Source organism: Arthrobacter sp. NPDC056886 (assembly GCF_042788715.1).
Taxonomy (GTDB): domain Bacteria; phylum Actinomycetota; class Actinomycetes; order Actinomycetales; family Micrococcaceae; genus Arthrobacter.
Genome location: NZ_JBHUBT010000001.1, coordinates 408,874 through 429,858 on the forward strand (window position 1 = coordinate 408,874; position 20,985 = coordinate 429,858).

19 protein-coding genes are annotated in these 20,985 nt (G+C 67.3%); 10 read left to right on the forward strand and 9 right to left on the reverse strand.

Annotated elements, in window-relative coordinates:
* Nucleotides 1-218: 218 nt before the first annotated feature.
* The 3 genes from ACFRJ8_RS01980 (at nucleotide 219) to ACFRJ8_RS01990 (ending at nucleotide 2,980) form a co-directional block, all read left to right on the forward strand.
* Nucleotides 219-824, forward strand: a complete 606-nt coding sequence (locus ACFRJ8_RS01980; RefSeq protein ID WP_377984469.1) for a malonic semialdehyde reductase — start codon at nucleotides 219-221, stop codon at nucleotides 822-824.
* A gap of 244 nt (nucleotides 825-1,068) precedes the next feature.
* Nucleotides 1,069-1,659 (forward strand): hypothetical protein, encoded by a 591-nt coding sequence (locus ACFRJ8_RS01985; RefSeq protein ID WP_377984470.1) that lies wholly within the window; start codon nucleotides 1,069-1,071, stop codon nucleotides 1,657-1,659.
* 160 nt (nucleotides 1,660-1,819) lie between these two features.
* Entirely contained in the window at nucleotides 1,820-2,980 is a 1,161-nt protein-coding gene (locus tag ACFRJ8_RS01990; protein ID WP_377984471.1) for a GGDEF domain-containing protein, read from the forward strand.
* Here ACFRJ8_RS01990 and pgm read toward each other — a convergent pair.
* Nucleotides 2,970-4,619, reverse strand: coding sequence for a phosphoglucomutase (alpha-D-glucose-1,6-bisphosphate-dependent) (gene pgm, locus ACFRJ8_RS01995; protein ID WP_377984472.1), 1,650 nt, complete (start codon nucleotides 4,617-4,619; stop codon nucleotides 2,970-2,972). The two genes, ACFRJ8_RS01990 and pgm, sit on opposite strands and share 11 nt — an antisense overlap.
* Nucleotides 4,620-4,767: 148 nt before the next feature.
* On the opposite strand from pgm, the gene ACFRJ8_RS02000 reads away from it, so the two are divergent.
* Nucleotides 4,768-5,442: a DUF4190 domain-containing protein gene (locus tag ACFRJ8_RS02000; protein WP_377984473.1), complete on the forward strand. Its 675-nt coding sequence runs from the start codon at nucleotides 4,768-4,770 to the stop codon at nucleotides 5,440-5,442.
* Between the two features lie 52 nt (nucleotides 5,443-5,494).
* Here ACFRJ8_RS02000 and ACFRJ8_RS02005 read toward each other — a convergent pair whose 3' ends face one another.
* The 5 genes from ACFRJ8_RS02005 to ACFRJ8_RS02025 all read right to left on the reverse strand — a co-directional run bounded on the left by ACFRJ8_RS02005 (nucleotide 5,495) and on the right by ACFRJ8_RS02025 (nucleotide 11,464).
* Nucleotides 5,495-6,271, reverse strand: coding sequence for a phosphotransferase (locus ACFRJ8_RS02005; protein WP_377984474.1), 777 nt, complete (start codon nucleotides 6,269-6,271; stop codon nucleotides 5,495-5,497).
* A gap of 81 nt (nucleotides 6,272-6,352) precedes the next feature.
* Nucleotides 6,353-7,750, reverse strand: coding sequence for a peptide MFS transporter (locus ACFRJ8_RS02010; RefSeq protein ID WP_377984475.1), 1,398 nt, complete (start codon nucleotides 7,748-7,750; stop codon nucleotides 6,353-6,355).
* A 303-nt stretch (nucleotides 7,751-8,053) separates the two neighbouring features.
* Entirely contained in the window at nucleotides 8,054-9,175 is a 1,122-nt protein-coding gene (locus ACFRJ8_RS02015) for an alcohol dehydrogenase catalytic domain-containing protein (RefSeq protein WP_377984476.1), read from the reverse strand.
* A 599-nt stretch (nucleotides 9,176-9,774) separates the two neighbouring features.
* Nucleotides 9,775-11,250 (reverse strand): amidase, encoded by a 1,476-nt coding sequence (locus ACFRJ8_RS02020; RefSeq protein ID WP_377984477.1) that lies wholly within the window; start codon nucleotides 11,248-11,250, stop codon nucleotides 9,775-9,777.
* Nucleotides 11,243-11,464: a hypothetical protein gene (locus ACFRJ8_RS02025; RefSeq protein ID WP_377984478.1), complete on the reverse strand. Its 222-nt coding sequence runs from the start codon at nucleotides 11,462-11,464 to the stop codon at nucleotides 11,243-11,245. Before ACFRJ8_RS02025 ends, ACFRJ8_RS02020 begins: the two co-directional genes overlap by 8 nt.
* A 109-nt stretch (nucleotides 11,465-11,573) precedes the next feature.
* Between ACFRJ8_RS02025 and ACFRJ8_RS02030 the strand changes: the two genes are divergently transcribed.
* The 3 genes from ACFRJ8_RS02030 (at nucleotide 11,574) to ACFRJ8_RS02040 (ending at nucleotide 13,217) form a co-directional block, all read left to right on the forward strand.
* Nucleotides 11,574-11,900, forward strand: a complete 327-nt coding sequence (locus ACFRJ8_RS02030) for a rhodanese-like domain-containing protein (protein WP_377984479.1) — start codon at nucleotides 11,574-11,576, stop codon at nucleotides 11,898-11,900.
* Nucleotides 11,901-11,918: 18 nt separating this feature from the next.
* Nucleotides 11,919-12,902, forward strand: coding sequence for a prephenate dehydratase (gene pheA / locus ACFRJ8_RS02035; protein WP_377984480.1), 984 nt, complete (start codon nucleotides 11,919-11,921; stop codon nucleotides 12,900-12,902).
* Nucleotides 12,903-12,995: 93 nt separating this feature from the next.
* A complete protein-coding gene (locus ACFRJ8_RS02040; protein ID WP_018774949.1) occupies nucleotides 12,996-13,217 on the forward strand; it encodes a hypothetical protein in 222 nt (73 codons plus the stop codon).
* 23 nt (nucleotides 13,218-13,240) lie between these two features.
* Here the strand turns inward: ACFRJ8_RS02040 and ACFRJ8_RS02045 are convergent, their stop codons facing one another.
* On the reverse strand, nucleotides 13,241-14,305 hold the full coding sequence (locus ACFRJ8_RS02045; protein ID WP_377984681.1) for a diacylglycerol/lipid kinase family protein: 1,065 nt from the start codon (nucleotides 14,303-14,305) through the stop codon (nucleotides 13,241-13,243).
* A gap of 78 nt (nucleotides 14,306-14,383) precedes the next feature.
* Between ACFRJ8_RS02045 and serS the strand changes: the two genes are divergently transcribed.
* Complete coding sequence (serS, locus tag ACFRJ8_RS02050) at nucleotides 14,384-15,664, forward strand: serine--tRNA ligase (protein ID WP_377984481.1); 1,281 nt, start codon at nucleotides 14,384-14,386, stop codon at nucleotides 15,662-15,664.
* A 149-nt stretch (nucleotides 15,665-15,813) separates the two neighbouring features.
* Nucleotides 15,814-16,779, forward strand: a complete 966-nt coding sequence (locus tag ACFRJ8_RS02055) for an HAD family hydrolase (RefSeq protein ID WP_377984482.1) — start codon at nucleotides 15,814-15,816, stop codon at nucleotides 16,777-16,779.
* Between the two features lie 54 nt (nucleotides 16,780-16,833).
* On the opposite strand, the gene ACFRJ8_RS02060 is transcribed toward ACFRJ8_RS02055, so the two are convergent.
* Nucleotides 16,834-17,433, reverse strand: a complete 600-nt coding sequence (locus ACFRJ8_RS02060) for a hypothetical protein (RefSeq protein ID WP_377984483.1) — start codon at nucleotides 17,431-17,433, stop codon at nucleotides 16,834-16,836.
* A gap of 220 nt (nucleotides 17,434-17,653) precedes the next feature.
* Here ACFRJ8_RS02060 and ACFRJ8_RS02065 point away from each other — a divergent pair, with 220 nt between their 5' ends.
* Complete coding sequence (locus ACFRJ8_RS02065) at nucleotides 17,654-20,095, forward strand: phosphoketolase (RefSeq protein WP_377984682.1); 2,442 nt, start codon at nucleotides 17,654-17,656, stop codon at nucleotides 20,093-20,095.
* Nucleotides 20,096-20,128: 33 nt separating this feature from the next.
* On the opposite strand, the gene ACFRJ8_RS02070 is transcribed toward ACFRJ8_RS02065, so the two are convergent.
* Nucleotides 20,129-20,881 carry a DUF429 domain-containing protein gene (locus tag ACFRJ8_RS02070; protein WP_377984484.1) on the reverse strand — a complete coding sequence of 251 codons (753 nt, stop codon included), beginning with the start codon at nucleotides 20,879-20,881 and terminating at the stop codon, nucleotides 20,129-20,131.
* Nucleotides 20,882-20,985 lie beyond the last annotated feature (104 nt).

Sequence of the window (20,985 nt, forward strand, 5' to 3'; positions counted from 1 at the left end):
GAGAATGTGGGGTGGGCGCGGAAGGAATCTTCCCGAGCAACTTTACCGCGCGGGGTTTTACCGGCCGTTCCCTCCGGCAATTGCCTTCCCGCCTGACGGCGTGTGCCGGACGTCACAGGAAGCAGTGGGAAGCAGACGCCGGCCGTTGAAGTTGCAACTATGGACAGCAGTAGAAGCTGGCCACCCAAGAGTGCGCCGGCACAGCGAAAGGGATGCCAATGACAATCGCCCACGAAGAAGCAGTAATCGAGGCAGCTGCCGTCGACGCCATCTTTGCCGAAGCCCGCACGGCCAACGTCTTCACCGGCGACGTTACTGACGAGCAGGCCCGCGCCATCTACGAACTGACCAAGTTCGGCCCCACCGCCTTCAACTCCCAGCCGCTGCGCGTCACCTACGTGCGCTCCGACGAAGCCCGGGCCACGCTCGTGGACGCACTTTCCGCCGGCAACCGCGCCAAGACGGCCTCGGCGCCGCTCGTCGCGGTCCTGAGCTACGACACCGCCTGGCAGGAACAGTGGGATACGTTCCTTCCCGGCTACAACGCCCCCAAGGCCATGTACGACGCCGCGCCGGACCTTGCCGCGGCCACGGGCAACAACAACGCCCACCTGCAGGCCGGCTACTTCATCCTTGCGGTCCGCTCACTCGGCCTCGCGGCCGGCCCCATGACCGGTGCCGACTTCGCCAAAATCGACGCCGCTTTCTTCCCCGAGGGAAGCCAGAAGAGCTTCCTGGTGGTCAACATCGGCCAGCCCGGGGAAGACGCATGGGGCGCAGCCAAGCCGAAATTCGCCTACGAGGACGTCGTCCGTACCGTCTAAGGGCTCCCGCACCGTTCTCCGGCACCACCCACCCGCGGAGGTGCCTCCGGCACCATCCACCCGCGGAGGTGCCTCCGGCACCATGGGGGACAGGCCGGAGGCACGCGGGACGTGATTCTGCGGTTCAGCGCAAGGCCCACATCCGAGGCCACTTCCCATTTTAGTCCGTGCCCTCGCCGCCGGCACTGTCTGTTTGCGGCGCCCACCCCGTTCCGCGGACGCCGAGGCGTGGCACACTTTTCCCATGCGGAACCTGATCGCGGTGGCCTTCGTGGAACCGGTAGCCGAGGGGCTCGAGTTTCCCCGTGATGACTGGCCGCTGCACCTCACCCTAATTAAATTCGACGTCGCTAAATTCGACGTCGCTAAGTCCGACGCCGCCAAATTCGACGTCGAAGAACCCCGCCAGGAACCCCGCCCGGGACGCGAACCAGGCGCGCCACCGGCCTCAGCCGATCCGCTCGCCGAACAGATCGCCACCCTCATGACCGAGCCCGTGGCCGCTGCCCTGGGCTGCCGGCTCAGCGTGGGCGGCGAAGCCGGGTTCGGCCGCGCGGGGTCGATCCCGGTCAACCTCATTGAACCCAGCGAACAGCTCCAGGTCCTCCACAACGAGCTGGTCCGGATTGTGGAGCAGTTGCCGGGCAGGATCTCCACGCCCGCCTACACCCTGGAAGGGTACCGGCCGCACGTCTCGCACCACGGGAGAAAACGGCTCCGGCAGGGCGAGACCTTCCCGCTTGATCGGATAGCGCTGGTGGACATGGCGCCCGACGGCGGACACGCCACCCGCCGCATCCTGAAGCTGTGGACAGACGGCCCGGCGCAAGCCTGATGGGCCTCACAAGTGGCCCTGGGCGTCATATCCGGGACTCCGGCGGTCGATTCCTGCGAACCGGGTGCCATACTTGGGTCAACTTCGGCGGCTTATTCCACGGTTTATTCGACGGGGTGACGTTTTGGGGCAAATCACGGCGGACGGGGGGGACCACTACATGATGCTTGACACCGCGACTCTGCGGGTGGCCTTGGCCGTGGTCGATCTCACCCTGCTCATGCTTTTCTACTTCATCACATTCCGGCGCACCCGGGCGCCCTACAGCGGCTGGTGGTGCACGGCCCTCTCGCTGTTCCTGGCCGGCAACGCCGCGTACCTGATGGACGGCACGGCGCACCAGGTCTGGGCCAACCCTGCCGGCAGCGTCCTGCTGGTGGGCGGTGCGGCCAGCATCTGGGCCGGCGGACGGTCGTTGCGGGCCCCCTCGCCCCGGGCCTGGCTCCTCGCGGCCGGCCCTGCTGCCACCGCCGTCGCCTCGGTTCTTGACCACCCGGCCACCAACGTCTGGGCGGGAGGCCCGGTGTACCTGGGATTCATGGCCCTGTTAATCGGCATGGGAGCCCGGGAGCTGTTCCTGCTCGACCGCGACTACTCCCGCGTCCACCGTCCCCTCGCGGTGGGCGCCGGAATCTTGGCTGTTTTCTACCTGGGCCGCCTGTTCGCCTATCTGATCAAGGGACCGGACGGTGCGGTTTTCACGTCAGTTTTCGGTTCTGTCCCCATGACAGTCTTGTCGATGGTCACGCTGGTGGTGGCGTCCTTCACCATGGCCGAGCTGAGCTACGAACAGCAGACCCGGGACCTGCGGGCACGGGCCACTGTGGACGGACTCACGGGCCTGCTCAACCGTTCGGCCTTCCTGGATCTCGCGGAAAACGAACTGCGCCGCCTGCGCCGGAGCGGGACCACGGCGGCGCTCATCCTGGCGGACCTGGACCACTTCAAGACGATCAACGACCAGTTCGGCCACTCGGCCGGTGACTCCGCCCTGCAGGCATTTGCCCGGGCGTGCTCCGGCACCGTGCGCTCCACTGACCTCGTGGGCCGCTACGGGGGCGAGGAATTCATCCTCTTGCTGCCCGGCGTCACGCCGGACAGGGCGCAGGAAATCACGGCCGACATCAGCGCCCGACTCCATCGAACCGGCTCGGCAATCATTCCCCGGCTGCCCACCGTGAGCTACGGCATCGCGTGCACCGGCTCCGGACCGGGCGGCCTCGACGCTGCGGTGGTTTCGGCCGACGCGGCCCTCTACCAGGCAAAGACGCTTGGCAGGGACCGCGCCGAGTTGGCCACCGGCAACGGGACTACGAAATAACCCCGTCCACCAGCGCTTTCGCCTCGGCCTGGACCTGCTTGAGGTGCTCGGCGCCCTTGAAGGACTCGGCGTAGATCTTGTAGACGTCCTCCGTGCCGGAGGGCCGGGCCGCGAACCATGCGTTTTCGGTGACAACCTTGAGGCCGCCAATCGCGGCGCCGTTGCCCGGCGCCTCGGTCAGCTTGGCCTTAATCGTCTCGCCGGCCAGCTCGGTCGCGGTGACGTCCGACGGCGACAACTTGCCGAGGGCCGCCTTCTGCTCCCGGGTGGCCGCGGCGTCGATCCGGGCGTAGACCGGGTCGCCGAACTGGTCGGTGAGGCCCTTGTACAGCTGCGACGGTGACTTGCCCGTTACCGCCGTGATCTCCGAGGCCAGCAGGGCCAGGAGGATGCCGTCCTTGTCGGTGGTCCAGACGCTCCCGTCCATCTTGTTAAAGGACGCACCGGCGGATTCCTCGCCACCGAAGGCGCCTTCTCCGGACAGCAGCCCGGGGACGAACCACTTGAAGCCCACGGGAACCTCCACGAGCTTGCGGCCCAGGCTTTCAGCCACGCGGTCGATGATCGAGGAAGAGACCAGGGTTTTGCCGATCACGGACTGCGGGTTCCAGCCGGTCCGGTGCCGGTACAGGTAATCGATCGCGACGGCGAGGTAATGGTTCGGGTTCATTAGCCCGCCGTCCGGAGTCACGATCCCGTGGCGGTCGGCGTCGGCGTCGTTGCCGGTGGCGACGTCGAACCTGGCGCCGTCGGACATGCGGTTAATCAAGGAGGCCATCGCCGACGGTGAGGAGCAATCCATGCGGATCTTCTCGTCCCAGTCAAGGGTCATAAAGGCCCACTGGGGGTCGACGGTCGGGTTCACGACCGTGAGGTTCAGGTGGTGGCGCTCGCCGATCTCGCCCCAGTAATCCACCGACGCGCCGCCCATGGGGTCGGCACCAATCCGGACGCCGGCCTCGCGGATCGCATTCAGGTCCAGGACCGAGGGGAGGTCGTCCACGTAGCTGCTGAGGAAATCGAACTTGCCCGTGGTCCCGGCGGCGAGGGCATCGGCCACCGGGATCCGCTTGACGCCGCGCAGCCCGTTTTCGAGGAGCTCGTTGGCGCGGTTGGCGATCCAGCCGGTGGCGTCGGTGTCCGCGGGGCCGCCGTGCGGGGGGTTGTATTTGAATCCGCCGTCCCCCGGCGGGTTGTGGCTCGGGGTCACCACGATACCGTCGGCCTGCGGCGCGCCCGGAGCGGCGTTCCGGTTGTGCGTCAGGATGGCGTGGCTCAGGGCGGGCGTGGGCGTGTAGCCGTGGCGGGCGTCAATGAGGACGTGCACGCCGTTGGCAGCCAGCACCTCAAGAGCGGAGTTTTGTGCGGGCTCGCTCAGGCCATGGGTGTCCTTCGCCATGTAGAGGGGGCCGGTGATGCCCTGGCCCGCCCGGTATTCCACGATCGCCTGCGTGATGGCGAGGATGTGGGGTTCGTTGAAGGACGCCTTCAGGCTCGATCCGCGGTGCCCGGAGGTGCCGAAGGCCACCCGCTGGCCCGGGTCCGAGAGGTCCGGCGAAACGTCGTAGTACGCATCCAAAAGCGCAGTGAGGTCAACAAGGTCTTGGGGTTGGGCAACAGTGCCCGCGCGGCTAGCCATGGCACCAGCATGCCAGACGAGGGGGGAGCGCAACACGGTTTCGCGTCAAACCCGTTCCTATGACGAAAGAAAACGCGCCGATCGGCCCGGTCCCAAGCCAACCCTGCGGCGGTACGCTGGATCGAGAGACTTCTTGAGGGGACATGCCATGACTGAACAGCCAAAACAAGGCAAAGACGAGACCCCGGAGGGTTACCAGCCCACCTTGCGACTCCCGGACCACCAACAGGACGTTCCGCCAGAGCAGGCACCGCCCGCCAGCCAGGACCAAGGACAATCGGCGGCGCAGCAGTTCGCGCAGCCTGAGTCCCCCCAGCAGCCCCACGTCGGCCAGCAGCCAGACACGGGCCAGCAGCCCTATGTCGGCCAGCAGCCCGGCCCTGCGGCACCTGACCATGGCCAGTTCTCAAGCCCGTACCCTCCGATGTACAGCGAGTCGGGGCGGACGCCATATGCGGCGGGCCAGCCGGCCTACGGCCAGCCAGCGTCGCCGTATGGCCAACCGTCGCCGTACGCTCAGCCGGGCAGCCCCAACGCTTACGGCCAGCCCGCATACTACGGCGCGCCGGCGGCGCCCAAGAGCCTGAGTATCGCCAGCATGTGCTGCGGCATCGCCGCGCTGGTGGGATTCGGATTCTTCCTGCTCCCGCAGTTGGCCGCCGTCATCCTGGGACACCTGGCCCTGCGGCGCGAACCGGCCGGCCGGGGCATGGCGATCGCCGGCCTTGTGATGGGATACGTGGGGATCGCCGTCACCTTTCTGGTGCTGGTCATTTTCGGACTGGTCGTCGGCACCGCGCGCAACAGCGGATACGGCGTCTAGCCTTGCACTGAGCCCTCAGGCCTGAGCCCTGAGGGCTGAGGTCTGAGGCGGCTCAGCGTGTTAGCGCGGCCACCAGCGGTGCGGCGTTGGCCTCAAGCCAGGCACGCCGGCGGTTGATTTGGCCGCCCACACCGTCCTGCCACATGCGGGCCCAGCCGCCGCCCAGGGCCGCGGCGTTGTGCCGCATCCGCTGGTAGCTGAGCGCGGCGGCGTCGATCCCGGCGCCGGGCACCCGGCGTCGTTCCTCCTCGGTCCAGCCGTAGGCGTCGGCGAAGATGCGCAGCCGGTGGAACGGGTCCTGGAGTTCCCAGCCCGGCCAGGCGTCTGAGGGGTCGCGGAGCGGCCCCCAGTGCATGGCGGTATTGAGCGAATCGTGGAATGCCGTGGCGGGACCGGCGAGATCGAAATCCACCAGCCCCGCGGCCAGGCCGTTCCGGACCACGACGTTCTGCGGAGTGATGTCCAGATGGCAAATAAGCCCGGCGGCGTCGGTGGGGTTCGGCCGGACGGGCCGCGGCGGAAACGGGTGGGCCTGCGGCACAAAGCCCGTTGACGCGGTGTGCAGGCGGCGGACCAGCCGGCCCACGGAGGCCAAGAGGTCCTCGGACTGTGCCCAGGCTTCGGGAAAGGCCCCGGCGCATTGTCCCGGCACGAAGGTCAGGACATCCCGGCCCTGGGTGTCGCGGCCAAGGAACCGCGGGGAGCCCTCAAAGCCGGCGTCGTCCAGCCAGTCGAGGTACTCGCCCACGGCGAAGGATTGCGGCTGGTGCGGGCGGCGGATGGTTCCGCCAACCCGCACCACACCGTCGGTGACGTCGCCCGCCGGCATATGTTCGACGTCGGACGCCTCGCCGGGGGCGGGGTGTAGACGCGCGAAGCAACCGGGACGCGATGTGCGGGGTTCATCGGGTCAGCGTACGCCGCCCATGAGCTTCTTGATCGCCGGCGAGGCGACGGCCAGACCCACAGCCAGCAGCATTGCGGTTCCGCCGATGCCGATGAAGTAGGGCAGCTCGTCCTGCGGGTTGTACAGACCGGATAGGATGCCGGCCAGGGTGGTGCCCAGCGACACTGAAAGGAAGAACAGTGCCACCATCTGGGTGTGGAAGGCCTTGGGCGCCAGCTTGGTGGTCACCGACAGGCCGATGGGGGAGAGGAACAGCTCTGCAAGAGTGAACAGGAGCAGGATTCCAACCAGAGCCAGCAGGGGGGTCTTGCCGCCGCCGGCCAGCGGGATGAAGGCCAAGAAAGCAAGGCCCATCACGAAGAGGCCGATCGAAAACTTCAGGGCCGAACCGGGCTGCTTGCGCCCGAGCCGGGTCCACAGGGCGGCCATGATGCCGGCAAAGATGATGATGAACACCGGGTTAATGGACTGGACCCAGGCGGCAGGCATTTCCCAGCCGAAGAGGTTCCGGTCCAGCTTCTCCTCCGAGTAGACGGCAATGAAGGTGAACTGCTGCTGGAACAGGGCCCAGAACGCGGCCGAGGCGATGTACAGCGGGATGAACGCCGCCACCCGTCCGCGCTCGGTGGGGGTGACCTTCTTGCTGCTGAAGATCAGCGCGAAGTACAGCACCGACGCCCCGATTGCGGCGTAGGCCATGGACATGGCCAGGTTTTCGGCGTTCACGGTGCCGGTCACGAGCAGCGCGGCGATGATCACGGCGATGCCGGCAAAGACCAGGCCGTAGCGGGTGCGCTGGTCGGCCGGGAGCGGGTTCGGTACGCGGTGTGCTTCTTCGGGCAGCTTCTTGCGGCCCAGCGAGTAAATGACCAGGCCAACGGCCATGCCGACGGCGGCGGCGCCGAAGCCCCAGTGGAAGCCCTGGCTTTCCTGCAGCCAGCCGGTGACCAGCGGGCCGATCAGTGCACCCGCGTTGATGCCCATGTAGAAGATGGAGAACCCGGCGTCGCGGCGTTCGTCCTTCTCGCCGTACAGGCTGCCGACGAGGGCGGTGGCATTGGCCTTCAGGCCGCCGGAACCGACGCCCACCAGCACGAGTCCGGCGATCAGGCCGGGTACGCCGGGCACGAGTGCCAGCGCGATGTGGCCGGCCATAATCAGGACGGCGGCGCCGAACAGCACCCGCTCGGACCCGAAGAGCCGGTCCGCGAGCCAGGCGCCGAGGATTGTGGAGAGGTAGACGCCGCCACCGTAGGCGCCGACGAGGCCGGCCGCCAAGGCCTGTGGAATCTCAAGGCCACCCTGGGCGGCCGTGAAGTACATGTAGTAGAGAAGGATCCCCTGCATTCCGTAGAAGGAGAAGCGCTCCCACATCTCTACGGAGAAAAGGCTGGCCAGCATCTTTGGGTGGCCAAAAAACGAGGTGTCGCCCGGCGTTTTAGTGGGGGGACGTAACGAGGGATCGCCCGGCGTTATAGCGGGGGGATTGGATAAATGAGTTGTGCTCATTTACTTAATGGTGACATTGTGACGCGCGATTGTCACATTCGAGCCCGCCCGAGGCAAGCAGCCCCGATAGTGTTTTGCCTCTCTTTCGCCTCCCTTTTGCCTCTCATTCGGCGGATTCCGCGGGGCGTGCCGGGCTGGGCGGCCGTGTGTTTGGCGGGCTCCTCGGCTCGCCGCCGACCGGCTCGCCGGCGGCTCCTAGGCGGTCCCGCCGGCGTCGAACATGATGATCTGCCGGATGGCGTGGCCGTCTGCCAGCTGGTCCATGGCCCGGTTGATGTCGGCCAGGGCGATGCGGTCCGAGATCAGCTCCTCGACGGGCAGTTTCCCGTCCCGCCACAGCTGGGCGTATTTCGGGATGTCCCGCGACGGAACGGCGGAGCCAAGGTAGCTGCCCACGATCGTCCTGGCTTCGGCGGTGACAGTGAGCGGCGCCAGCTGGGCGCGGGCCCCGGGGGAGGGCAGCCCGGCCGTGACGGTGGTGCCGCCGGGGGACGTGGCGGCGAACGCGGTTTCGAACGCGCGCGGATTCCCGGCACATTCGATCACGAACCTGGCCTTGACTCCGGCATCGAGGACCTGCTGCGGGGTGTATGCTTCATGCGCGCCGAGGCGGCGGGCGTGATCGAGTTTCTGGTCCAGCGTGTCCACGGCAATGATCCGCGAGATTCCCTGCGAGACGGCTGTGATGAGCGCCGCCATGCCCACCCCGCCGAGGCCAACGATCATGATGCTGTCCTGCGGGCGGGGCCGGGCCGCGTTCAGCACCGCGCCGCCGCCCGTCAGCACGGCGCAGCCCAGGACCGCCGCAATGTCCGCGGGGATGTCGTCGTCCACCGGTACCGCGGAAGCGCGGTCCACCACGGCGTGGGTCGCGAAGCCTGAGACGCCCAGATGGTGGTGGACGGGCTCGCCGTCCCGGCTCAGGTGCCTGGATCCGTGCAGCAGGGTTCCGTCGTTGTTGCTCTGCGAGCCTGCCGTGCAGGGCAGCCGGCCGTCCTCGGCGCAGTTGGCGCAGCTCTCGCACCGGGGCAGGAAGGACATGACCACGCGCTGTCCGGGCTGCAGATCCGTGACATCGGAACCGACCTCCACGATCCGGCCCGCCGCTTCGTGGCCCAGCAGCATGGGGACCGGCCGGACCCGGTTGCCGTCGACGACGCTCAGGTCCGAGTGGCAGATCCCGGCGGCCTCCATCCGGACGAGGATCTCGGTGGGTCCGGGAGCCGCGAGTTCCAGCTCGGAGATGCTGATGGGCCTGGATTCCGCGAAGGGGCGCGGGCGGCCGATTTCCTCAAGTACTGCACCGGTGATCTTCAATGATCCTCTTTCGCGACCTGGTCGGGTTTGAGTGAACGATAGCCGCCGGTGCGGCCAGCGTCCATTTGGGGCTGCCCGACGGCGGCCGCGCTGACCCCGGGCGGAGGGGCACGGCGGGTGGCGGACAAGTATTGGTGGAGGAGCCGGACCGGTTGGCTTTCTTGGCCCAAGCCCGGGGGACATGCTCATTCGTTGCGCCCGTGGGTGGGCATGATGGCATTGTGTCCAGCGGTCGTGGCATGGGGTGAGCATGTCCACCGTGAGCACGGGACATGTTCCCGTGGGCGGCCTATCCTCCGGATATGTCCCGGGGTGCGGAGTGAGGACTGGGCATGTCCCCCGTGAGCACTGGACATGTCCCATGGGGGGAGTGGGAACTGGGCATGCCCTCAGCAGTGGAATTTGGGCGTGTCGCGGCCCAGTCGATTTTCTTGGCCCAAGCCGGGGGACATGCTCATTCGTTGCGCCCGTGGGTGGGCATGATGGCATTGTGTCCAGCGGTCGTGGCATGGGGTGAGCATGTCCACCGTGAGCACTGGATATGTCCCGGGTGCGTTGTGAGAAATGGGCATGTCCCCGGGTGAGCCGTGGATCCTTGGCTAGAACCCCAGCTGCGCGGCCACCTGCAGCAGCAGCCCCTCGGAGCCCATTGGCCCGATCAGCTGGATGCCCATCGGCAGGCCGGAACCGGGGGCGCCGCCGGTCCAGTGCACCGGGATACTGATGGCCGGCAGCCCGCAGACGTTCACCATGGACGACCACGGCGCGTACTCGCACTGTTTGCGGTAGTCGTCGTCGGCGTCGCCCGCCCATTCTGCGGCCGGCCAGTAGCCCCCGCCGTGGGTCGCGCCCGTGAACCAGCCCACGGGGCGGGGCGTTTGCGCCAGGGCCGGCGTCAGTATGAGGTCCCATTGGGCGTACTGGGCGATCGTGTCCTGTTGGAACTGCCGGAGGAACCCGACGGATTCGTTCAGTTTGGCCGCGCTGCGCTGCTGCGCCCGCTTGCGGAAAGTCCTGGTCAGCGGGGTGAGGAGCGCCTCGCGCTGGGGTGAGATGCGGGCGCTGCCGATCCCGGCGGTCCAGGCTGTGGTGAAGGCGTCCGGGTAGCGGTTGTCGTAGCGAATCGCGGCCGCCGAGGTCTCGTGGCCCACCGCTTCCAGCCGCGCGACGCCGTCGGCCAGCGCCTCGAGCGCCTCCCGGTCCGGGATGAACGGGAAAGTCGATTGCCAGGGGCTGTCGAGACTTATCCCGATCCGCAGCCGGCGCGGCTCCCTGGCGGTCAGTTCGAGATAGCTGGCGTGCGCCCGGCCAGCCGCGCCGCGCTTGTCCGCACTCTGGCGGCCCGGACCTTGCGGGGCCGCGCCGGGCATCAGGGCATCGAGTAGCAGGGCGGCATCGGCGGCAGAGCGGGCGAGCGGTCCGGCAACCACGAGCTGGGCGGGATCGCCGGTGCTTTCCCCCGCCGGCACAAGGCCGCGTCCTGGCTTCAGCCCGACCAGCCCGCACGCCGCGGCCGGGATCCGCACTGAGCCGCCGCCGTCGGACCCGGGGGCGAACGGCAACATCCCCGCCGCCACGGCGGCAGCGCTGCCGCCAGAGGAGCCGCCCGAACTGCGGCTGAGTGCATGCGGATTACGCGACGGCGGAGCGACCCGGTTCTCGCTATAGGCCGTCAGGCCGAACTCCGGGACCTGTGTTTTGCCCAGCGAGATGACCCCAGCAGTCTTGAGCGCAACGGGGAGTGCACCGTCGGCCAGCGCCGGTTTGCGCTCCAGGGCGGCACTTCCATGCGTGGTGACGACCCCTGCCACATCCGTCAGGTCTTTGAAGGCGACAGGTATTCCATGCAGCGCGGGCAAAGCGCCGCCGTTCCGGCTCCGGAGGGCATGGAACTGATCCGCTGCCGCGGCGTCCTTCCGCGCCTGTTCCGCGGTGACCGTGATGAAGGCCCCGAGGCGCGGATTTTGGGCTTCGATGCGGTCCAGGAAGTGATCGGTGGCCTGCCTGGCGGACAGCTCCCCGGACCTGAGCGCATCGCGGAGCTGTACTGCGGAGAGTTCGTGGATCTCAGCCAAGGAGGCGGGACTCCAGCCGTTGCCCGGGCTGCGGGACGTGGATCCCCGGGGGACATGCCCATTCTTGGGTGCCGCGGAGGGACACAATGGCATCATGCCCAGCGCTCGCGGCCGGGGGAGGGCATGCCCCGTGGCGGGTGCCGCGGACGTAACGCACGGCGGACCGCACGGCGGGCTCTTCCGCGGGGTGCTCGGCAGGATGTTCGACAGCCATGAGGTCTCCTTTGGGTCCCCAGAAGCGTAACCTGCCGCCCGCGTGGGGCATGCCGGAAGTGGCGGGGATACGCTGGGATTGGAGCTTGAATTCTGCGGAAAGGGTGAACATGAGCGACTTCCAGACCGTTAGCGTGTCTGGCATCCCCGATGGTGCCAAGATCGTGGACGTCCGCGAGGACTATGAATGGGTTGCAGGCCACGCCGAGGGCGCCCTGCATATACCCATGGACCAGCTGCCGGTCCGGATCGAGGAGCTTGACCCGGACGAGGATCTCTATGTCATTTGCCGCACCGGCGGCCGTTCCTTCCGGGCCACGCAGTGGCTCGTCGGAATGGGATATTCCGCGGTGAATGTGGCCGGGGGCATGGACCAGTGGGTCGAGACCGGGATGCCGCTGGTGTCCGACAACGGCCTCAAACCGGTCGTTTTGTAGCTGAAGAAGGAAGAACTGATGCCCGCACCAACCGTCACCTACACATTTCTCGGACCCGAGGGCACCTTCACGGAGGCTGCCCTGATGCAGGTCCCGGACGCGGCGGAGGCCATCCGCATCCCGTCCTCGAATGTGAACACGGCACTGGACAAGGTGCGGGACGGTTCCGCCGATGCGGCCATGGTGCCGATCGAAAACTCGGTCGAGGGCGGCGTTACGGCCACCCTCGACGCCATCGCCACCGGCCAGGAACTCAGGATCCTCCGGGAGGCCCTGGTGCCCATCAGCTTCGTCCTTGTGGCCAGGCCCGGCGTGGCCATCGGGGACATCCGGCGCGTCTCCACCCACGGTCATGCCTGGGCCCAGTGCAGGCTCTGGGTGGACGCTAATATTCCTAATGTGGAATATATCCCCGGGTCGTCCACTGCCGCTGCCGCCATGGGCCTTTTGGACGGCGACGGCGCCCACTACGACGCCGCGATCTGCGCCCCGATAGTGGCCGCGGAGCAGCCCGGCCTGAAGGTGCTTGCCGAAAACATCGGTGACAACCCCGGCGCCGTCACCCGGTTCGTGCTCGTGGGCCGTCCGGGCGAACTGCCTGCCCCCACCGGCGCGGACAAGACCACCGTGGTGGTGCCGTTGCCCGAGGACCGCCCGGGTGCGCTGATGGAGATCCTGGACCAGTTCGCCACCCGCGGCGTAAACCTGAGCCGGATCGAATCCCGGCCGACCGGGCAGTACCTGGGCCACTACTTTTTCAGCATTGATGCCGACGGCCACGTGGCCGACGCCCGGGTTGCCGACGCGCTCGCGGGGCTGCACCGGATCAGCCCGGCCACCCGCTTTCTCGGTTCCTACCAGCGTGCTGACGGCCACCAGACCAAAGTTGCGCCGCATACCTCGGACCAGGCATTCCGCGCCGCGCATGCATGGGTGAAAGACATACTGGGCGGCGCATCTGCTGTGCCGGAATATACGCCGGGGGCTTCGCCCAGAGCGTAGGCAAATGCCATATAGCGCTATTCCACCCCCTCCCAAGTGTGCGTATGCTTGCCTGATCCACATTGGGGAAATCCCCTACGGGAGGAGCGGGTCATGTCAGGCACCAGCACAGAAAATGACGGCCAGGGAATGATCGTCAATCCCAAGCCGACTGCTGAGAACCAGGACTGGGACGGCGACGACGCCGACCGCGCGGACCGCCTGCGCTTCGAAGAGGAGCAGGCAATGATCCGGGAGCAGTCCGAAGCCCGGGCCGCCAAGGCAGCAGCAGAGGCGAAAAAGGCGGCAGAGGCGAAGAAGGCCGCCAGCGCCTAGCCCTCGCTCCCGACGCCGCCGGCCTAGCCGCCTTCGATGCCCTCCTTGACACGGACCAGCAGGGACCCCGGGGCCACCTCCACGATGACCTTCGTGGCCTTGCCGGAAGGATCGCCGTCCACCTGGGTGGGCATAGGTTCCGGGCACCGGATGGTGATCTTGCCGGAGCGGTAGTAGGTCATGACCGGCAGGTCCTTCTTGTGCTTCAGTACGATCTTTGTGTACATGGCCAGCCAGCCGATTGCACTGCGCGGGCTCATCACCACGATGTCCAGCATCCCGTCGTCGATCATGGCCTGCGGGATGAAGTCGATTCCCCCGGGGATCAGGCCGCAGTTCGCGAACAAGACGCTGCGGATCTTCCGGGCCTGCTCAGGCTGGTCATCCAGCGCTATCGAGACCTTCTTCCGGCGCCCCGCTAGGTGCCGGACCCAGGCCTCCGTGTACGCCAGCCAGCCCACGGTGTTCTTCAGGCCGTCAAGGGTGTCAGTGACCACCTCGGCGTCCATGCCGATGCCCGCGATCACCAGGAATGTGTGCTGCGCGGATTCCCCGGTGTGCGAATTCTCCAGAGTGAGCCGCGCCGTATCGATAAACCGCTGATGCCCGAACAAGGCCGCCTGCACGTTGCCGGAGAGGTCGTTCACCTCCAGATGCACATTGCGGGCCAGGAGGTTCCCGGTGCCTAGCGGGATCAGGCCCATCGCGGTATCCGTTCCGGCGAGGACTTCCGCCACGACACGCACGGTACCGTCGCCGCCGCCTGCCAGGACGACGTCGGCCCCGGAGGCCACCGCCGCCCGCGCCTGCGAGAAGCCGGGGTCCTCCGCGGTGGTTTCAAAGACCCGCGGCGCCGGCCAGCCGGCGTCCGCACACGCGGCTTCAATCAGGCCCCGGGCCTCGGCCGACCTCGCCTTGATGGGGTTCAGGACCACGGCAACCGTCTGACTGCCCAGGCCAGGACTGTGGGTTTCCTCCCACACGGCAAGGCGGGTGTGCTTGGCCTTTAGCCGGCGCACCCCCCACCAACTGGAGGCGGCGAAGACCAGGACCCCAGCGATGACGAGGTAGAGCAGCCAGTCGCGCATTGTCATCCAACAGTATCCCGCCAGCGCCGCCCGACCTGCTTGCCCGGGGACGGTGGCTAGATTGGATACTCTTGTCTGGTGATCGACGTAAAAGACCTCAGCGAATATCCGGACAAGTTCCGTGCCAGCCAGCGCGCCCGCGGTGCCGACGAATCCGTGGTGGACGCGATCATCGCTGCGGACTCCACCAGGCGTGCGGCGCTGATCCGGTTCGAGAACCTCCGCGCCGAACAGAATGCCTACGGCAAGAAAGTCGCCCAGGCCAAGGGCGAGGAAAAGCAGGCCCTCCTGGCCGAGCTGAAGGTTCTGGCTGCCTCCGTCAAGAGCGCATCGGCCGAGGCAGATATCGCCCAGACGGCCCAGGAGGAACTGCTCCGCGCCATCCCCAACCTGATCGAAGACGGCGTCCCGGCCGGCGGCGAGGACGACTACATAGTGGTCAAGACGGTGGGCACTCCGCGCGAATTCCCGGACTTCGAGCCGAAGGACCACCTGGAGATCGGTGAGCTGATCGGGGCCATCGACATGGAACGCGGCGCGAAAGTTTCCGGTTCCCGCTTCTACTTCCTGCGCGGCGTCGGCGCCCGGCTGGAAATGGCGCTGCTCCAGATGGCGATGGACCAGGCGATCGAGGCAGGGTTCGTCCCCATGATCACGCCGACTCTGGTCCGCCCTGAAACCATGCAGGGCACCGGCTTCGACGTCAAGCACGACGCTGAGATCTACCGTCTCGCCGAAGACGACCTGTACCTGGTGGGCACCTCGGAAGTAGCCCTCGCCGGCTACCACGCCGACGAAATCCTGGACCTTTCGGCCGGCCCCGTCCGCTACGCCGGCCAGAGCTCGTGCTACCGCCGCGAAGCAGGCTCGCACGGCAAGGACACCCGCGGCATCATCCGCGTCCACCAGTTCAACAAGGTGGAGATGTTCATCTACACCACGGTCGAGGAGGCGGCCACCGAGCACGCGCGCCTCCTGGCGTGGGAAGAGGAGATGCTGGCCAAGTGCGAGCTCCCGTACCGCGTCATTGACACCGCGGCCGGGGATCTGGGCAATTCGGCGGCCCGGAAATTCGACTGTGAGGCCTGGGTCCCCACCCAGGGCGCATACCGGGAGCTGACCTCGACCTCGAACTGCACTACGTTCCAGGCGCGCCGCTTGAACATCCGGGAACGCGTCGTGAACGAGGACGGCGCGCCCAAGGGCACGCGGTCCGTGGCCACGCTCAACGGCACCCTGGCCACCACCCGCTGGATCGTCGCGATCCTGGAGCACCACCAGAACCCCGACGGCTCCGTCAACGTCCCCGCGGCACTGCAGAAGTACCTGGGCGGCATGACGGTCTTCCCGGTTCTCTAAATGCCTGTCCGCTAACCACCAGCCAGGCCTCCCGCGGCCGCCGGGTAAACAATCACACTGGGGACAAGGTGTGGGTGTTCACCGCAAGTTCACGCCCTGCTGTGGCGTGTGTCCTAGCGGCTGTCGGGGGTGTCTGCTCTACTTGTGAGATGACAACCATGACTGAATCCTCAGTCGCCGGCAACGATGACCGGCGCAGGACAAACCAGAACACAACAGACAACAACACGGCAGAGAACAACACGGCAGCCCCGATCAAGTCAGCCTCGATCAAGTCAGCCCCGATCGAGTCAGCTAAGAACAGAAGCGCCCGGAACGGCGCCGGCGAAAAGATGCTGATCGCCCTGGACGTCGATGGCACCCTCGTGGACCACGACGGGCACATGTCGGTTCCTGTCCGCGAGGCCGCCCAAGCCGTCGTGGCCGCCGGCCACCACGTCATGATCGCCACCGGCCGCTCCCTCAACGCCACGTTGCCCGTGATCGAACACATCGGGATCGACAACGGCTACGCCGTGTGCTCCAACGGCGGGGTGATCCTGCGCGTCGACTCGGGACTGCCGGACGGCTACGAAATCCTGCACAAGGCAACGTTTGACCCCGGGCCCGTGCTTCGCGCCCTGCGCAAGCGGCTGCCCACGGCCAAGTACGCGCTCGAGGACGAGAACGGCAACTTCCTGTCCACCGAACGCTTCCAGGACGCCAGCTTCGGCGTCGAAGCGGTCGGCGTCGACTTCCAGACCATGCTTGAGGCAACCGCCGTGCGCGTGGTGGTCTTCAGCTCGGAGAACACGCCCGAAGAGTTCAACACCGCGATCCGCCACATCGGGCTCGCCGGCGTGACGTATTCGGTGGGCTGGACGGCGTGGCTGGACATTGCCGCCGCCGGTGTCACCAAGGCCAGCGCGCTGGAGCAGCTCCGGGACCGGCTCAGCATTGAAGCCGACCGCACTGTCGCCGTCGGGGATGGCCGCAACGACATCGAGATGCTGACCTGGGCACGCCGCGGCGTGGCCATGGGCCAGGCCCCCGTGGAAGTGATTGCCGCCGCGGATGAAGTGACGAAATCGGTCTACGACGACGGCGCCGCGCACGTGCTTCGCAGCCTTCTCTAGGCGCCGCTGGAGACGGGCGGTTCCGGGGCGGGACCGTGGGCTGGGCTAGTACAGCTAGCGGACGTCCAGTATGAGGCTCAGGAGCCGTGCCGCAGCGGGCCGGGCCGCGTGCTCTTCGTTCCACTGGGAGCGGGCCACAGCTTTGCTCACGGCCTGCGTGGTGATCCCGAGTTCCTCGGCGACTGCCTTCTGCTGGCCCCGCACGCCCGGAGTGAGCAGGTCCAGCACCCGCCATTCCGCATGGCTCCGGTCGTGCACAATATGGCCCAGGAGGCGCAGGACGGCCTCGGCCTCGGCCGCAATATCGGCCTGCGGTCCCTCGACGGCCACCCGGACACGGTCCTTGCCGTTCCGGAGACGGTCCACGGCGCGCCGGGCATAGATCAGCCCGTGTCCGGAGGCGTCCTTTATCTGGTTCGGCAGGGGCTCATTGACGGGCCCCACACCAATGCCCACGTACCAGCTGCCGCTGCGGAGGGCGATCATGGCCGCCTCCACCGCCTGATGCGGACAGTCCACAATCCCCTGGACCTCGTCCTCGACGGAACGGTCGAAATCGAGGCGCGCCGGAATGTGCCGCAGGTCCTTGAGGAGCTGCGGCACACGGTCGCCGTCGCGCCGGCTGTCGGTTTGATTGATGGTCAGCGTGAACATTCTGGATGACACACTACCTGCTGGCCCTTGGGGGGCAAGTAGCCGGTGGACCGGAGTTGTGTCCGTCCGGCGGACGTGTTGCGATGGACGAAATATGCCGAGGCAGGACCAAGCGAAGCGAGGACCCCCAGTGAGCAGTGACATGAGCCGTGACATGAGCAGTGAGGTGAGCAGTGACCTCAATGGAACAACCCGCACTCAGACGCTGGCCGACGGCTCTATGCCGGACAACACGGACAGCCCGATCCTGGACAGTGCGGCCCTGGATCTGGTGGACCGCTGGTGGCGCGCGGCGAACTATGTCTCAGTGGGGCAAATCTACCTCCGGTCCAATCCGCTGCTACGTGTTCCCCTCAGCGCAGAACACACAAAGTCCCGGCTCCTTGGCCACTGGGGGACCACACCCGGTCTGAATTTCGTCTATGCCCACCTTAACCGGGCCATCCGCCGGGACAACCAGCAGATGCTGTTCGTTGCGGGCCCCGGCCATGGCGGCCCCGCATTGGTGGCCAACGCCTGGCTGGAGGGCACCTATTCGGAGATTTACGGCCACGTCGGCGACGACGAAACCGGCCTGGCCGAGCTGTTCCGGCAGTTCTCCTACCCGGGAGGCATCCCAAGCCACGCTGCCCCTGAGACTCCCGGCTCGATCAGCGAAGGCGGCGAGCTCGGCTACTCCCTCGCCCACGCGTACGGGTCCGTCTTCGACAACCCGGAGCTGATCACCGCCGTCGTCATCGGGGACGGCGAGGCCGAGACCGGGCCGCTGGCCGCCAGCTGGCATTCACACAACTTCCTGGATCCGGCGGCCGACGGCGCCGTGCTGCCCATCCTGCACCTGAATGGCTACAAGATCGCCAACCCCACGATTTTGGCCCGCATGCCCGAAGCCCAGCTGGAACAGCTGCTGCGCGGCTACGGGCACGTCCCCCATTTCGTCTCGGTGGCCGACCCGGCGGACACCGCCGCGGCGCACCGGGATTTCGCAGCTGCTTTGGACGCCTGCCTGGCCGAGATCCGGACCATCCAGCAGCAGCACCGCAACGGCGGAACGGAACAGGACGGCGCTCAACCGGGCGGCGCTGAACTGGACGGAGTTGCGCAGGACGGCACCCCACAGGACGGCGCCCCGCAGTGGCCGATGATCGTGCTGCGTTCGCCCAAGGGCTGGACCGGGCCCCAAAAAGTGGACGGGAAGCAGGTGGAGGGAACCTGGCGCAGCCACCAGGTCCCGCTGGACGAGGTCCGCACCAACCCTGAGCACCTGAGCCAGCTGCAGCAGTGGCTCGAGTCCTACCGGCCCGAAGAGCTCTTCGACGGCCGCGGGCGCCTGTTGCCGGAGACGGCCAGGAACGCCCCGGCCGGTCCGCTGCGGATGAGCGCGACCCCTCATGCCAACGGCGGGCTCCTGCTCCGTCCGCTCACCCTGCCGGACTACCGCCGGCATGCCGTCGACGTCGCCGAACCCGGCGTCGAACGGATCAGCCCGATGATGACGCTCGGACCCTGGATGCGGGACGTTATTGCCCTGAACCCGGAGACCTTCCGGCTATTCGGCCCCGACGAGACCGCGTCGAACCGGCTGCAGGACGTCTACGAGGCCACCGACAAGGTCTGGCAGTACAGGATTGATGCGCTGGATGAGCACATTGCCCGGGCAGGACGGGTGATGGAGGTCCTCAGCGAACACCTCTGCCAGGGCTGGCTGGAGGGGTACCTGCTGACCGGCCGGCACGGGGTGTTCAACTGCTATGAGGCGTTCATCCACATTGTCGACTCGATGTTCAACCAGCACGCCAAATGGCTCAAGGTCCACCGGCAGCTGCCGTGGCGCCAGCCGGTGGCCTCCCTGAACTACCTGCTGTCCTCCCATGTGTGGCAGCAGGACCACAACGGTTTTTCCCACCAGGACCCCGGCTTCATCGACCACGCCGTCAACAAGAAGGCGGAGATCATCCGGGTCTACCTGCCGCCGGACGCCAACACACTGCTGGCCGTGATGGAGCACTGCCTGGACTCCCGTGACTACGTCAACATCGTGGTCAGCGGAAAGCAGCCCTCGCCAACCTGGCTCGGTCCGGACGAAGCCTCACACCATTGCCGCCGCGGCCTGGGCATCTGGGAGTTCGCCGGCTCCGAAGTCAGCGGTGAGGAGCCCGACGTCGTCCTGGCGTGTGCAGGTGATGTCCCCACGGTCGAAACCGTTGCCGCGGCCGAGCTTCTGAAGCAGGGGGCGCCCGGGCTGAAAGTGCGGGTGGTCAACGTGGTGGACCTCATGCGGCTCCAGGACTCCAGCGAGCACCCGCACGGGCTGACGTCCCGGGACTACGACGGCATTTTCACGGCCGACAAACCGGTGATCTTCGCCTACCACGGCTATCCGGCCCTGATCCACCGGCTCACGTACCGGCGCACCAACCGGGAGGGCCTGCACGTGCGCGGCTACAAGGAGGAAGGCACCACCACCACCCCCTTCGACATGGCCATGCTGAACGGGATCGACCGGTTCCAGCTGGCCATTGACGCGATCGACCGGGTCCCCGGGCTGTCCGAGAAGCACTCGCTGCTGCGCCAGTCCCTGCAGGACAGCCGCATGCGCGCCCGGGACCACACCCGGGAGCACGGCGAGGACCCCGCCGAGATCCGTGACTGGTCGCTGTGAATTGACTCGCCCCAATGCCCTGGCAGAGCACAGCTAGCCAGCGAGCTCTTGCAGTCGCCCCTGGGGGAGGTGGATCCAGCCCTCGGTCAGGGCGGCGGCGGGATGGCCGTCATCGGGCCGCAGCGTCCTGCCCAGGGCCACTGCGCGCCCGGTCAGGGACGCGATGAGGGCGTCGAACATGTCATCGGAGGCGGCCAGCCCATTATCGTGTCCGGCCAGGTCCAGCCACGGTGCGGCGGCCGACAGCGCGTCCAGGGCCACCGCCAGCCGCTCCGTTTCCGGTGCGCCCCGCCCCTTGTAGCCGCGGGTCGGCAGTCCCCACAATTTCAGCGACGCGGCCGGGTACACCTCGGCCAGCCGGCCGCTGCCGTCCCTGGCCTGCGGCCCGTATTCCCGGGCGATCTTTGCCTGGATGACGGCACAACGCATCGCCGGGTGGGCCAGCCGGTCCGCGGAGACACTGAGCGGAATCAGGCCTGTTTGACCGGTGACGAATCTGTCTGTGTCCCGGTAGGCCAGCAGCCGGCGGCCTTCGATCCCGTCATGGTCCAGCACCGGACGGGCGTCGAAGTTCAGGTGCCCGGCGATAAAGGGAAGAAACGCGTCCGGCCAACCCAAGGGGCAGTCGATGCCCGTCATGTCGCTGGTGCCGAAGAGGCGCAGGATCTCCTGGTCGCCCACGTCCAGGGACAGCTGCGCCAGGCGCGCCGCGCCGTCGGCCCAATCGATGACGGCCACCGCCGTCTTCTTCGCGGCGGCAGCGAGGTCGACGCCGAGGGTCCTCATCGCCGGGCTCCCGCCACCCGAAAAAACGCCAAACGAAAAAACGCGGGGTCACTCCCCGCCCGTTCCGGAGGTCCGGATGGGCGGAGAATAACCCCGCGTTGGAG